This is a genomic window from Enterobacter sp. BRE11 (assembly GCF_031844285.1).
GTDB lineage: Bacteria > Pseudomonadota > Gammaproteobacteria > Enterobacterales > Enterobacteriaceae > Pantoea.
This window is the reverse complement of record NZ_JAUZUX010000008.1, coordinates 102,019-115,027: the sequence shown is the minus strand read 5'-3', so window position 1 is coordinate 115,027 and position 13,009 is coordinate 102,019. Positions and strand designations below refer to the sequence as shown.

Sequence of the window (13,009 nt, the reverse complement as noted above, 5' to 3'; positions counted from 1 at the left end):
TTTCTACTTTTTCCCACACTTTGTCTAAAAACCTGACCAAATTCCTCATCGCCACCGTTCAGGCGGGTTTCCTCTGATTATTGCCGTTTTCAACGTGCTAACGCGCGCCGCGTCTGGCTCAGAGGCTTATTTCGCATCGCGTTTTTCTTATGACCTTTTTTATCTTCATGCGGATTGCTTATGCCTGGATCCCAGCATCTTCCACTACCTGGACGCGATAACGCACGCTAATTCGTTCAGTTATTCAACATTTATCACGCAGGTGCCGATGTTTTTTAGCGGTGAGAATCACTGTCAATTATCGCCCGGCTTAGTGAGTTATAAGGTCTGTCAGTGAAAAGCGCTGTGCAATATCTGGCAATTAAGCCAGAAAGCTTTTTTTACCGTTGCTTGCTATTCCTCACACTCTGTGTAAATAACTCGCGGCTGTATTGACGTTCATTGCAACTGTTGACAAATTGATGCGTCAATAAAGTTGCAGAAGCGGCGTGATCCGGCAGTTTCCACGACGTCGGGAAAACACAACAAGAACGCTCCGCACTTTCGACCACGTCCGTGGTCCGCCTGAACCGCATAAAAAAAACAGAGGTCGGGCAATACACACAACATCACATCACAATGGAGCAAAAGCATGATCAACTCCCTGGCCAAATCCAGGATGCTGAAGGTCGGTCTGAGCCTGATTGCTATGACCGTCGCCGCAGGTGTTCAGGCAAAAACCCTCGTTTACTGTTCAGAAGGCTCACCGGAAGGTTTTAACCCGCAGCTGTTCACCTCTGGCACCACCTATGACGCCAGCTCCGTGCCAATCTATAACCGTCTGGTTGAGTTCAAAATCGGCACCACCGAGCTGCAGCCTGGCCTGGCGGAAAAGTGGGACGTCAGTGATGACGGCAAAACCTACACTTTCCACCTGCGTAAAGGCGTGAAGTGGCAGACCACCAAAGAGTTTAAGCCGACGCGTGAATTCAACGCCGACGACGTCGTGTTCTCGTTCGAGCGCCAGCTGGATAAAAACAACAGCTTCCACAACGTTTCTGGCGGCAGCTACGAATATTTCGAAGGCATGGATATGCCGAAGCTGATCGGCAAAATCGAGAAAGTCGATGACTACACCGTGCGCTTTACCCTGACGCGTCCGGAAGCGCCGTTCCTCGCCGACCTCGGCATGGACTTCGCGTCGATTCTGTCGAAAGAGTATGCGGACAAGATGCAGAAAGCCGGTACGCCGGAGAAGCTCGATCTGAACCCGGTCGGTACCGGTCCGTTCGTGCTGCAGCAGTACCAGAAAGATTCGCGCATTCTCTATAAGGCCAACCCGGATTTCTGGGGCACCAAACCGAAAATCGATCGTCTGGTCTTCTCTATCACGCCGGATGCCTCTGTGCGCTACGCCAAGCTGCAGAAGGGCGAGTGCCAGGTGATGCCGTACCCGAATCCGGCCGATATCGCCAGCATGAAGAAAGACACTAAAATCAACCTGATGGAGCAGCCGGGCCTGAACGTTGGCTACCTCTCGTTCAACACCGAGAAGAAGCCGATGGATAACGTCAAGGTGCGCCAGGCGCTGACCATGGCGGTGAATAAGCAGGCGATTATCGATGCCGTATATCAGGGTGCAGGCCAGGCCGCGAAGAACCTGATCCCGCCGACCATGTGGGGCTACAACGACGCGATTCAGGACTACGCCTACGATCCGGAAAAAGCCAAAGCGCTGTTGAAAGAAGCGGGTCTGCCGGATGGCTTCTCTATCGACCTGTGGGCAATGCCGGTACAGCGTCCTTACAACCCGAACGCGCGCCGTATGGCGGAAATGGTTCAGGCTGACTGGGCGAAAATCGGCGTGAAAGCCAAAATCGTGACCTACGAGTGGGGTGAATACCTGAAGCGCGCGAAAGCGGGCGAACACCAGTCGGTGATGATGGGCTGGACCGGCGACAACGGGGATCCGGACAACTTCTTCGCCACGCTGTTTAGCTGCGCGGCGGCAAAAGATGGCTCCAACTACTCGCGCTGGTGCTACAAGCCGTTTGAAGATCTGATCCAGCCGGCGCGCGCCGAGTCAGACCACAATAAACGTATTGAGCTTTATAAGCAGGCGCAGGTAGTGATGCATGACCAGGCGCCGGCGCTGATTATCGCGCACTCTACGGTGTTTGAGCCGGTGAGTAAAAAAGTCTCTGGCTACGTGGTCGATCCGTTAGGCAAACACCATTTCGAAAACGTCGATATCCAGGAATAACGTCTGTGATAAGGGCCGACCTGTTCGGCCCCTGAGCGGGCGCTTGCCCGCTCGGTTGACGCGCATTTTCGGCTAACTTCTTCGAATAAAACCCAACATCTTCGCGCTGCAGGAAAGCGGCGAGCCGACCAGTCTCCGACATTTGCCGCGGTAAACGTCGGGCCAGGGCTCTCGCGCCTGCGTAGCGAAAGATGACGGTTAACGCCCTTTGCGTCGCGCCCGCGATTTTTTCGGGAGCGAGTTGTGAGCAATAGATCCCGCGGCTTATCGCGGCGGGAAAAGACTGAGAATCCGGCTTATGCTGCAGTTCATACTCCGACGTCTGGGACTTGTCATCCCGACATTTATCGGCATTACCCTGTTGACCTTCGCATTCGTGCATATGATCCCCGGCGATCCGGTGCTGATCATGGCGGGCGAGCGCGGGATCACCCCGGAACGTCATGCCCAGCTGATGGCGGCCTTTGGCCTCGACCAGCCGCTGTGGAAACAGTACGTTCACTACATTTACGGCGTGCTGCATGGCGATCTGGGCATTTCGCTCAAGAGCCGCATCCCGGTATGGGATGAGTTCGTACCGCGCTTCAAAGCCACGCTGGAGCTGGGCATCTGCGCGATGATCTTCGCCGTCGCCGTGGGCATCCCGGTAGGCGTTATTGCCGCGGTGAAGCGCGGCTCTGTCTTCGATCATACCGCGGTCGGCATCTCCCTGACCGGCTACTCCATGCCCATTTTCTGGTGGGGTATCATGCTGATCATGCTGGTGTCGGTACAGCTTAACCTGACGCCGGTTTCCGGGCGCGTCAGCGACACGGTCTTCCTGGACGACAGCAATCCGCTCACCGGCTTTATGCTGATCGACACCTTCTTCTGGGGCGAGGCGGGTGACTTCAAGGATGCGGTGATGCATATGATCCTGCCCGCTATCGTGCTCGGCACCATCCCGCTGGCGGTGATTGTGCGTATGACGCGTTCGGCGATGCTGGAAGTGCTGGGCGAAGATTATATCCGCACCGCGCGCGCGAAAGGCCTGACGCGCATGCGCGTTATCGTGGTTCATGCGCTGCGCAACGCCATGCTGCCGGTGGTCACGGTGATCGGCCTGCAGGTCGGCACGCTGCTGGCGGGCGCCATCCTGACGGAAACCATCTTCTCCTGGCCCGGCCTCGGCCGCTGGCTGATCGAAGCGCTGCAACGCCGTGACTATCCGGTCGTGCAGGGCGGCGTGCTGCTGACGGCGGTGCTGATTATCCTGGTCAACCTGCTGGTTGATCTGCTGTACGGCGTGGTCAATCCGCGCATACGACATAAGAAATAAGGGGGCGTCATGTCTGTTGTTGATCCCGCAAGCGTACCCGCTGCACCCAAGCCGATGACCCCCATTCAGGAGTTCTGGCACTATTTTAAACGCAATAAAGGCGCGGTTATCGGCCTGGTCTATGTGGTGCTGATGCTGCTGATCGCCATCTTCGCCGGGGCACTGGCGCCGCACGCGCCCGCAGAGCAGTTCCGCGATGCGCTGCTGCATCCGCCAGTCTGGCAGGAAGGCGGCAGCTGGAGCTATATCCTTGGCACCGACGATGTGGGCCGCGACGTGCTGTCGCGTCTGATGTATGGCGCGCGCCTGTCGCTGCTGGTGGGCTGTATGGTGGTGGTGCTGTCGCTGATTCTCGGCGTGGTGTTCGGCCTGCTGGCGGGCTACCTCGGCGGGGTAGTGGACGCCATTATCATGCGCATCGTGGATATTATGCTGGCGCTGCCGAGCCTGCTGCTGGCGCTGGTGCTGGTGGCAATCTTCGGTCCGTCGATCGTCAACGCCTCTATCGCGCTGACTTTTGTCGCGCTGCCGCACTATATCCGTCTTACCCGCGCCGCGGTACTGGTTGAGGTTAACCGCGACTACGTCACCGCTTCCGGCGTGGCGGGTGCGGGCATGCTGCGTCAGATGTTCGTCAACATTCTGCCTAACTGTCTGGCGCCGCTGATCGTGCAGGCGTCGCTGGGCTTCTCCAACGCCATTCTCGATATGGCGGCGTTGGGCTTTCTCGGTATGGGGGCGCAGCCGCCGACGCCGGAGTGGGGCACCATGCTCTCCGACGTACTGCAGTATGCGCAAAGCGCCTGGTGGGTGGTGACCTTTCCCGGTCTGACCATTCTGCTCACCGTACTGGCCTTTAACCTGATGGGCGACGGCTTACGCGACGCCCTCGACCCGAAACTCAAGCAGTAAGAGGCACCGAGATGGCGTTATTAAATGTAGATAAATTATCGGTGCATTTTGGCGACGATAAGACACCGTTCCGCGCGGTCGACCGCATCAGCTATCAGGTTGAACAGGGGCAGGTCGTGGGGATCGTCGGCGAGTCCGGCTCGGGCAAATCGGTCAGTTCGCTGGCGATTATGGGCCTGATCGACTTTCCCGGCAAAGTGATGGCGGAGAAGCTGGAGTTCAATCAGCGCGACCTGAAACGCATCTCCGAGAAAGAGCGCCGCCAGCTGGTGGGCGCGGAAGTGGCGATGATTTTCCAGGATCCCATGACCAGCCTGAACCCCTGCTACACCGTCGGCTACCAGATCATGGAAGCGATTAAGGTGCATCAGGGCGGCAACCGCCGCACCCGCCGTCAGCGCGCTATCGACCTGCTGACGCAGGTCGGCATCCCCGATCCGGCGTCGCGACTGGATGTCTATCCGCACCAGCTGTCGGGCGGCATGAGCCAGCGCGTGATGATCGCCATGGCGATCGCCTGTCGTCCAAAGCTGCTGATCGCCGACGAGCCGACCACGGCGCTGGACGTGACCATTCAGGCGCAGATTATCGAGCTGCTGCTGGCGCTGCAGCAGCAGGAGAATATGGCGCTGATCCTGATTACGCACGATCTGGCGCTGGTGGCGGAAGCCGCGCACCACATCATCGTGATGTATGCGGGTCAGGTGGTCGAGAGCGGCAAGGCAGGCGATATCTTTAAAGCGCCGCGCCACCCCTATACGCAGGCGCTGCTGCGCGCGCTGCCGGAATTCGCCGCCGATAAGGCGCGTCTGGCGTCGCTGCCGGGCGTGGTGCCGGGCAAATATGACCGTCCGATGGGCTGCCTGCTGAATCCGCGCTGCCCCTACGCCACCGATCGCTGCCGTAAAGAAGAACCTGCCTTACGCGACATTCCGGGGCGTCAGTCCAAATGTCACTATCCGCTGGATGATGCCGGGAGACCGACCTATGAGTCTTGATAATACCAGGCAGGATTACCTGCTGCAGGCGATTGACCTGAAAAAACACTACCCGGTGAAGAAAGGCCTTTTTGGCCAGGAGCGCCTGGTAAAAGCGCTGGACGGCGTCTCTTTTAATCTGGAGCGCGGCAAAACCCTGGCGGTGGTCGGCGAGTCCGGCTGCGGCAAATCGACGCTCGGCCGCCTGTTGACCATGATTGAAACGCCGACCGAAGGTCAGCTCTTCTGGCACGGTCAGGATCTGCTGAAGCACGATCCGCAGGCGCAGAAGCTGCGTCGTCAGAAAATCCAGATTGTGTTCCAGAACCCCTACGGTTCGCTTAATCCGCGTAAGAAAGTCAGCCAGATCCTTGAGGAGCCGCTGCTGATTAACACCGCGCTGAGCAAGGCGGAGCGTAAAGAGAAGACGCTGGAGATGATGGCGAAGGTCGGCCTGAAAACCGAGCATTACGATCGCTATCCCCATATGTTCTCTGGCGGCCAGCGTCAGCGTATCGCCATCGCGCGCGGGCTGATGCTCGAACCCGACGTGCTGATCGCCGACGAACCGGTCTCGGCGCTCGACGTCTCCGTGCGCGCGCAGGTGCTTAACCTGATGATGGATTTGCAGCAGGAGATGGGGCTCTCATACGTCTTTATCTCGCACGATCTCTCGGTGGTGGAGCATATTGCGGATGAGGTGATGGTGATGTATCTGGGCCGCTGCGTGGAGAAGGGCAGCAAAGAGGCGATCTTCAGCAATCCGCGCCACCCCTATACGCAGGCGCTGCTGTCAGCCACGCCACGTCTCAATCCAGACGACCGGCGCGAACGCATCAAGCTGACCGGCGAGCTGCCCAGCCCGCTCAATCCGCCGCCGGGCTGCGCCTTTAACGCGCGCTGCCGCCGCCGTTTCGGCACCTGCGTGCAGCTACAGCCGAAGCTGAAGCGCTACGGCGACCAGCAGATCGCCTGCTTCGCCGTCGACCAGGATGAAAATCAGCCGGTCGGCGCGGCAGAAGGGATGGTTTAAACAGAGAGGCTCCGCAAGGAGCCTTTTTAATGCCGACTCTTCACGCCATCTGATACATCACCAGCCGCTGGAAAAAAATTTGCGCAAAAGATTATCGCCGCTGACGTGAGCAGCTGTTGCGATGCTTTATCTGAAGCGTAAAACGCCTGCCAGGTTTGCATTAAGAAAAAACGCAGCAAGGTCTCGACAGGTTATTGGTAGCACCATCAAAGGGTAAGGCGTAATTTTTATTATTGAACGCCGGTAGCGTTCTCTCTATTTAAGTTAAGGTTAATTAATTAATTTATTGGCAAGGCGGGCGGGGATAGCTTTTACCGGGCTTTATATTAATCATAAAGATAAAACTCTTTTATTGAATGTGCGTCTTTTATAATCAGATTTTTCTCACCTGACCTAAATGAATGTGATATATTCCTGGCAAATTTTTCCTTAATGCAGGCCATGGCCCGATGAAAAACTATGACGATCTGCAGCGTTTCAAAGAAAAAACGCAAACGCTCGATATCGCCTTTAAAGATATGTCAGGCCAGCTGCAGCAACCCGCCGAAAATAGCCAGTGGGCGCTTATTCGCCAGCTGGCGAATGAAGACGCCTCAACGCCGTTCAGCGGCAGCCAGCGTATCGATTTGCCGCAGCCGCAGCCGCTGCGCGGCGATGAGTTTCGCGCGCCGCCCGCTTCGCCGCTGATGCGTCAGCCGGCGGCGTTGCAGCCCATCGGCGCACGCAGCAGCATTCTCGATAGCCTGACGGATCGCCCGCCAGCGGCAGCTACGCCCCGCTCTTCGCTCTTCCCGGCGCCGCCTGACGCTGTGGCGTCGCCTGCGGTTGCATCCGCTCCCGCCTCGACTGCTCCGCCGCTTAGCGTACCCGCTGCGTTCGTTTCCGCGCCGCCCGTCCAGGCGTTTAGCCTGCCCGCGGCCGCGTCCGAGCGCCGCTTTGGCGGTCTGTTTCGCGCGCGCCACAGCGAGCCGGTCAGCCTGCCGAAAGAAACCCTGCTCAAACCGTTACTGGAGAAGATTGCGCTATGCCGTTAGTTTGTGTGTGCTCGCCGAAAGGGGGAGTCGGAAAAACCACGCTGGCAGCCAATCTGGCCTGGGGATTAGCGCGGGCGGGCAGCAAGGTATTAGCGATCGATTTTGACGTGCAGAACGCCCTGCGCCTGCATTTTGGCGTGCCGCTCAGCGACGGCCGCGGCTTTGTCGCGCGCTCGGAAGAGCAGGCGGACTGGAGCCAGTCGATCCTCACCACCGGCGGCAACATTTTCGTCCTCCCTTATGGCGACGTAACCGAGTTGCAGCGCGAACGTTTTGAAGAGAACCTGGCGAAAGATCCCCATTTCCTGCGGCGTGGGCTGGATACGGTGCTGAACTACCCCGGCCTGGTGATCGTCGCCGATTTTCCGCCTGGCCCTGGCCCGGCGCTAAAAGCGATGAGCGCGCTGGCGCAAATGCATCTGGTGGTGATGCTGGCCGACACCGCCTCGGTTTCGCTGTTACCGCAAATTGAAAATAACCGCATGATTGGCCAGCCGCTGAATAATCAGCTGGGGCACTACTTCGTGCTGAACCAGAGCGACAACCGCCGCAATATTAGCCGCGACGTCACCGCCTTTATGCAGCAGCGGCTGGGCGACAGCTTGCTGGGAGTGGTGCATCGCGATGAGAGCGTGGCGGAAGCCAACGCCTCCCAGCAGTCGGTTTACGATTTCAGCCCTGCGTCCGCCGCCGCGTTCGATATTGAACTGATTGGAAAACGCGTGGCGAATATTCTCAATATTTCCGTCGGCAATGGTGAAGTTCAGGCGCCGATCCGCAGTAGCCACTATTAATTGCCTGGCGTCGCCGGGCTATAAAAAACAGCGCTTTTCCAGGGTGAATCATGAATAAAATCGGGTTTTACCTGTTGCTGCTGGTGCTTGCACCAGCGGCGGCGGTAATCGTCATTACGCCGATGGACAGCCAGAAGCAATATATATTTGGCTTAATCAGTATTTTGATGATGTTTTTACTGGGACTCAGCAAGAGCCGTAAAATAACGGTGGTGATGGTTATTTTCTCTGCCCTGATGTCCACCCGATATATCTGGTGGCGCACCACAGAGACGCTTCATTTTAATTCCGAAACGGAAGCGATCCTTGGCATTGGCTTATATCTTGCCGAAATTTATGTCTGGCTGATTTTAATTCTCGGCTTTCTGCAAACCACCTGGCCGCTAAAGCGCACCATTGAACCCCTGCCGGATGATGTCAGCCTGTGGCCGACCGTCGACGTCTACGTGCCGACCTATAACGAAAGCCTCGACGTGGTGCGCGATACGGTGCTGGCGGCGCAGTGTATTGACTACCCGCGCGACAAGTTAAAAGTCTATCTGCTGGATGATGGCAAGCGGCCGGAGTTTGCGGTTTTCGCCGCCGACGTCGGCGTTGGCTATATTACGCGCGACGATAACAGCCACGCCAAAGCGGGCAACCTGAACCACGCCATGACGATCACCAAAGGCGAGCTGATCTGCGTATTTGACTGCGACCATGTCGCCACGCGCACCTTCCTGCAGGCCACCGTCGGCCCGTTTCTGACCGACCCGAAGCTGGCGCTGCTGCAGACGCCGCACTACTTCTACTCGCCCGATCCCTTCGAGCGTAACCTGCGCGCGGCGCGGACCATTCCCAACGAAGGCGCGCTGTTCTACGGCCCGGTGCAGCAGGGCAACGACAACTGGAACGCTACCTTTTTCTGCGGCTCCTGCGCGGTGATCCGGCGCGCAGCGCTGGAGGAGATCGGCGGCTTTGCGGTGGAAACGGTGACGGAAGATGCGCATACCGCGCTGAAAATGCAGCGGCGCGGCTGGGGCTCGGCGTTTCTGGCGATTCCGCTGGCGGCTGGTCTGGCGACCGAGCGTCTGGGGCTGCATGTGGTGCAGCGCACTCGCTGGGCGCGCGGCATGACGCAGATTTTCCGCGTCGATAATCCGCTGCTGGGGCGCGGTCTGAAGTGGCAGCAGCGCCTCTGCTACCTCAACGCCATGCTGCACTTCCAGTTCGGCCTGCCGCGGGTGGTGTTCCTGACCGCGCCGCTCGCCTATCTGCTGTTCAATCTCAACATCATTCACTCGTCGGCGTCGCTGATCTTCGCCTATGTGCTGCCGCACCTGGTGATGTCGCTCTACGTCAACTCGCGCATGAACGGTCGCTTCCGCTACACCTTCTGGGGCGAAATCTACGAAACCGTGATGTGTTTCCACCTGGTGATCCCGACGCTGCTGACCCTGCTGTCGCCCAGGCACGGCAAATTTAACGTGACCGACAAAGGCGGCCTGCTCGATCAGGGCTTCTTCGATTTTCATATTGTCCGTCCGCACGTCATCGTGGCGGTGCTGCTGGGCATTGGCATCGCCGCAGGCGTGGCGCGCGCGGTGATGCACGACTACTTCGGCGTCGACCCTTACGTGATCGCCCTGAACGTTGGCTGGGCGCTCTTTAGCCTGATCATCCTGATGGCGGCAATCGCGGTGGCGCGTGAAACGCGGCAGGTGCGTAAAACTATCCGCATCGAGGTAGAGATCCCGGCGATTATCCACTACGCCAGCGGCATTTCGTCGCGCACCCGCACCAGCAATCTCTCGATGGGCGGCGCGCAGCTGGATGCGCCCGATAACCGTCATGAAAGCGATGAGATTGAAGAGATCGATCTGCTGCTGCAGTCGGGGACGATTACCATTCCGGTGAGCAAAATTTCCGGCGATGACACCTCGATTCGTCTGCGCTTCGCCGCGATGCCGCTGGCGCGTCGGCGCGAGCTGGTGCGCGTGGTGCTGGCGCGCGCCGACGCCTGGCTTTAGCCAGAGTACAAACAAGACAATGCGCTGCTGTCGCTGGGCACCATTATTCGCACCGTGTTCGAGCTGTTCTGGCTGACCTGGAAGGATCGGCGCGCCAGAGGCCGCGCGCCTGCTGTGGTAAAAGAGGATGGTGCAGCATGAGAATCGTAACGCACTCTCTGCTGGCGTCATCGCTGGCGGCGGCACTGTGGCTGAACCCAGGCTGGGCGGAAGCGCCCGATAATTCTGCCGCGCCGGTCAACAGCGCCGCGCCTGCTGCGCCAGAGCCGGCTGTACCGGTCGCCCCGGAAGCGAGCGCGCCCGCCGCACAGCAGTCGACTGTACCGGTCGCGCCGGAAGCGAGTGCGCCTGCTGCGTCGGAAACGACCGCGCCCGCCATCCAGCAGGAGCGCGCGCTGTCAGATCTGCCGCTGCCGGCGGGGCTGGAGCAGGCCGATCGGCAGCTCTCATCCGCCGCCGCCGCCGCGCCCTTTGTACCGGGCCAGCCGGTGAGCGCGCCTGCGCCCGCCGCCGCGCTGAACCAGCCGATCAGCAGCACCATTTCCGTCGCGCAGATGGGCCAGCAGCAGGGCATTTTCCTGAGCGGCGGCCAGCTGCAGTCCGGCATCGTTTTTACCCTGCCGGGCGATGAGGTGATCACCAATGCGCACCTCAATTTGTCGCTGCGCGTCTCTCAGGCGCTGGCGGCGCGCAACACCACGCTGCAGCTGATGCTCAACGGCCAGCCGCTCGGCACGCTGCCCCTTGGCGCCAGCGACAGCGACGTCAGCGACTATCAGCTGGAGATCCCCGCCGCGATGGTGGTCGCCAGCAATAACCTCAGCTTTAAAATTAACGATGCGGATAAGCTGCTGTGCGAGAAAGAGAGCGCGCAGAACTATCAGGTCACGATTTTGCCGCAGACCACGCTGAGCCTGGAGGGACAGCAGCTGAATATCGGTACGCGCCTGCGCAACTTCCCGCGTCCGTTTATCGATCCGCTGCGTATGACGCCTGCGTCAGTCGCCATGGGCTTCGCCAGCAACGTCGCGCCGGATGCGATTAGCGCCGCCGCGCTGGTCGCATCGTGGCTTGGCATTCAGAGCGACTATCGCACCATTCGCTTCCCGGTATCGCGCGGCGAGCTGCCCGAACAAAATGGCATCCTGTTCGGGCATCCGGGCGATCGTATCGGCGCCCTGACCCTGCCGCAGGCGAGCGGCCCGCAGCTGACGCTGGTGGATAACCCGAATAACCCGGTTTATAAGCTGCTGCTGGTGACGGGCGAGGATGATGCTCAGCTGCGTCAGGCGGCGCTGCGCCTCACCACGCAGCCGCTGGACACCGACGCCAGCAGCCTCGCCGTTCAGCCGCAGCCTCTCGTCAGCCGCAAACCCTATGACGCGCCGCGCTGGATCAACACCAGCCGCCCGGTGCGTCTCACCGAGCTGCTGGATCCGAACCAGAGCCTGACGTCGACCGGCCTCTGGCACGATGCGCTGCGCGTGAACTTTCGCGCCGCGCCGGATCTTTTCCTGTGGGACGGCGATACCCTGCCGGTGAACCTGAACTATCGCTTTCCGTCGGAGAGCTGGATTGACGAGAACAGCTCTTTCCTCAACGTAATGCTGAACGGCACCTTCCTGCGCAACCTGACGGTCAACAAAGTCGGCCTGCTCGAACAGGCGTGGCACCGTCTGGGCGGTGACGCGCGCCAGGAAGAGTATCAGCTCCATCTCGATCCCTGGCTAATTTATGGCGACAACCAGCTCTCGCTCTACTTCAATATTCGGCCGAAAGCGGACGCGCCCTGCGGCGTGCTGCTGAACAACAACATCAAAAGCCGCATTGAAGAGGCGTCATGGATCGACCTGAGCCACACGCGCCACTTCGCGCTGCTGCCAAATCTCTCCTACTTCGTCGGCGCATCGTTTCCCTTTACGCGGCTGGCGGACTTCAGCCAGACCACGCTGCTGATGCCGGAGAAACCGAGCAATGCTGAAATCGCCACGCTGCTCGATCTGGCGGCGCGCGCGGGCAACGCTACCGGCGCGGCGCTGACGCAGAATCAGGTGATGTTCGGCCTGCCCAGCGGCGGCGCTCACCTGGCGCGACTGGCGAAGAGCGACGTGCTGGCGATCAGCACCACCGGCGACAGCCGCTTTAACCAGCAGATGCTGGCGCATTCGCCGTTCGAGGCCAGCGGCGCCACCTTCGGCGTAAAAACGCCCTCGACCCTGGACGACGTGCGCAGCTGGCTAACCGGCGACTGGTATCGCCAGCCGCTCGACGCCGATCGCTACTTCTCTTCGAACGAGGCGTGGCGCGGCTTTGTCAGCTACCGCTCGCCCTGGAATCCTGCCCGAACCGTCGTGATGACGGTCGCGACCAGCGATGAACAACTTTTGCGGCTGCACGGCGATTTAAACTCGGCGCGCATTAACGCGGCGATCCGTGGCGATACCGCCATCATCACCGACGAAAACGGCATTCGCAGCTTCCGCGTCGGCCCGCAGTATCCGAGCGGCGAGATGCCCTGGTACATGATGGTGGTGTGGTATGCCAGCCAGCATTCGGTGCTGATGGCGCTGGCGGCGCTGATGCTTGCCGGGCTGGCGGGCGCGGCGATTTTCACCATGCTACAGCGCCATGCGCGGCGTCGACTCACCCCGCCCAGCGGGCGCGATTCCGGTAAGACGTCAGGATGAACA

At 59.6% G+C, this 13,009-nt stretch carries 8 protein-coding genes and 1 pseudogene; all 9 read left to right on the top strand.

Going from position 1 to position 13,009, the window contains the following annotated elements; all coding sequences use genetic code 11:
* Positions 1-631: 631 nt before the first annotated feature.
* The gene (dppA, locus tag Q9R34_RS10210) at positions 632-2,242 is read left to right on the top strand and encodes a dipeptide ABC transporter periplasmic-binding protein DppA (protein WP_485893421.1); all 1,611 of its coding nucleotides are present in this window, start codon (positions 632-634) and stop codon (positions 2,240-2,242) included.
* Between the two features lie 298 nt (positions 2,243-2,540).
* Positions 2,541-3,560, top strand: a complete 1,020-nt coding sequence (gene dppB / locus Q9R34_RS10205; protein ID WP_434127126.1) for a dipeptide ABC transporter permease DppB — start codon at positions 2,541-2,543, stop codon at positions 3,558-3,560.
* Between the two features lie 9 nt (positions 3,561-3,569).
* Positions 3,570-4,472, top strand: a complete 903-nt coding sequence (gene dppC, locus Q9R34_RS10200) for a dipeptide ABC transporter permease DppC (protein ID WP_033754469.1) — start codon at positions 3,570-3,572, stop codon at positions 4,470-4,472.
* Positions 4,473-4,483: 11 nt separating this feature from the next.
* Positions 4,484-5,470: a dipeptide ABC transporter ATP-binding protein gene (gene dppD / locus Q9R34_RS10195; protein WP_434127125.1), complete on the top strand. Its 987-nt coding sequence runs from the start codon at positions 4,484-4,486 to the stop codon at positions 5,468-5,470.
* The gene (dppF, locus tag Q9R34_RS10190; protein WP_434127124.1) at positions 5,460-6,482 is read left to right on the top strand and encodes a dipeptide ABC transporter ATP-binding subunit DppF; all 1,023 of its coding nucleotides are present in this window, start codon (positions 5,460-5,462) and stop codon (positions 6,480-6,482) included. The genes dppD and dppF overlap by 11 nt, the downstream gene beginning before the upstream one ends.
* Positions 6,483-6,931: 449 nt before the next feature.
* The gene (gene bcsO, locus Q9R34_RS10185) at positions 6,932-7,516 is read left to right on the top strand and encodes a cellulose biosynthesis protein BcsO (RefSeq protein WP_485893417.1); all 585 of its coding nucleotides are present in this window, start codon (positions 6,932-6,934) and stop codon (positions 7,514-7,516) included.
* Positions 7,507-8,310, top strand: a complete 804-nt coding sequence (gene bcsQ / locus Q9R34_RS10180; protein ID WP_485893415.1) for a cellulose biosynthesis protein BcsQ — start codon at positions 7,507-7,509, stop codon at positions 8,308-8,310. Before bcsO ends, bcsQ begins: the two co-directional genes overlap by 10 nt.
* 50 nt (positions 8,311-8,360) lie before the next feature.
* A pseudogene (bcsA, locus tag Q9R34_RS10175) lies at positions 8,361-10,460 on the top strand (UDP-forming cellulose synthase catalytic subunit).
* Positions 10,457-13,006 carry a cellulose biosynthesis cyclic di-GMP-binding regulatory protein BcsB gene (gene bcsB / locus Q9R34_RS10170; protein WP_485893413.1) on the top strand — a complete coding sequence of 850 codons (2,550 nt, stop codon included), beginning with the start codon at positions 10,457-10,459 and terminating at the stop codon, positions 13,004-13,006. The pseudogene bcsA and the gene bcsB overlap by 4 nt, the downstream one beginning before the upstream one ends.
* Positions 13,007-13,009 lie beyond the last annotated feature (3 nt).

What these genes read in the sequence shown, in the direction of transcription:
- dppF (WP_434127124.1), top strand. Translation starts at nt 5,460, where the DNA reads ATGAGTCTTGATAATACCAGGCAGGATTACCTGCTGCAGGCGATTGAC.
- bcsQ (WP_485893415.1), top strand. Translation starts at nt 7,507, where the DNA reads ATGCCGTTAGTTTGTGTGTGCTCGCCGAAAGGGGGAGTCGGAAAAACC.
- dppD (WP_434127125.1), top strand. Translation starts at nt 4,484, where the DNA reads ATGGCGTTATTAAATGTAGATAAATTATCGGTGCATTTTGGCGACGAT.
- bcsB (WP_485893413.1), top strand. Translation starts at nt 10,457, where the DNA reads ATGAGAATCGTAACGCACTCTCTGCTGGCGTCATCGCTGGCGGCGGCA.
- bcsO (WP_485893417.1), top strand. Translation starts at nt 6,932, where the DNA reads ATGAAAAACTATGACGATCTGCAGCGTTTCAAAGAAAAAACGCAAACG.
- dppA (WP_485893421.1), top strand. Translation starts at nt 632, where the DNA reads ATGATCAACTCCCTGGCCAAATCCAGGATGCTGAAGGTCGGTCTGAGC.
- dppC (WP_033754469.1), top strand. Translation starts at nt 3,570, where the DNA reads ATGTCTGTTGTTGATCCCGCAAGCGTACCCGCTGCACCCAAGCCGATG.
- dppB (WP_434127126.1), top strand. Translation starts at nt 2,541, where the DNA reads ATGCTGCAGTTCATACTCCGACGTCTGGGACTTGTCATCCCGACATTT.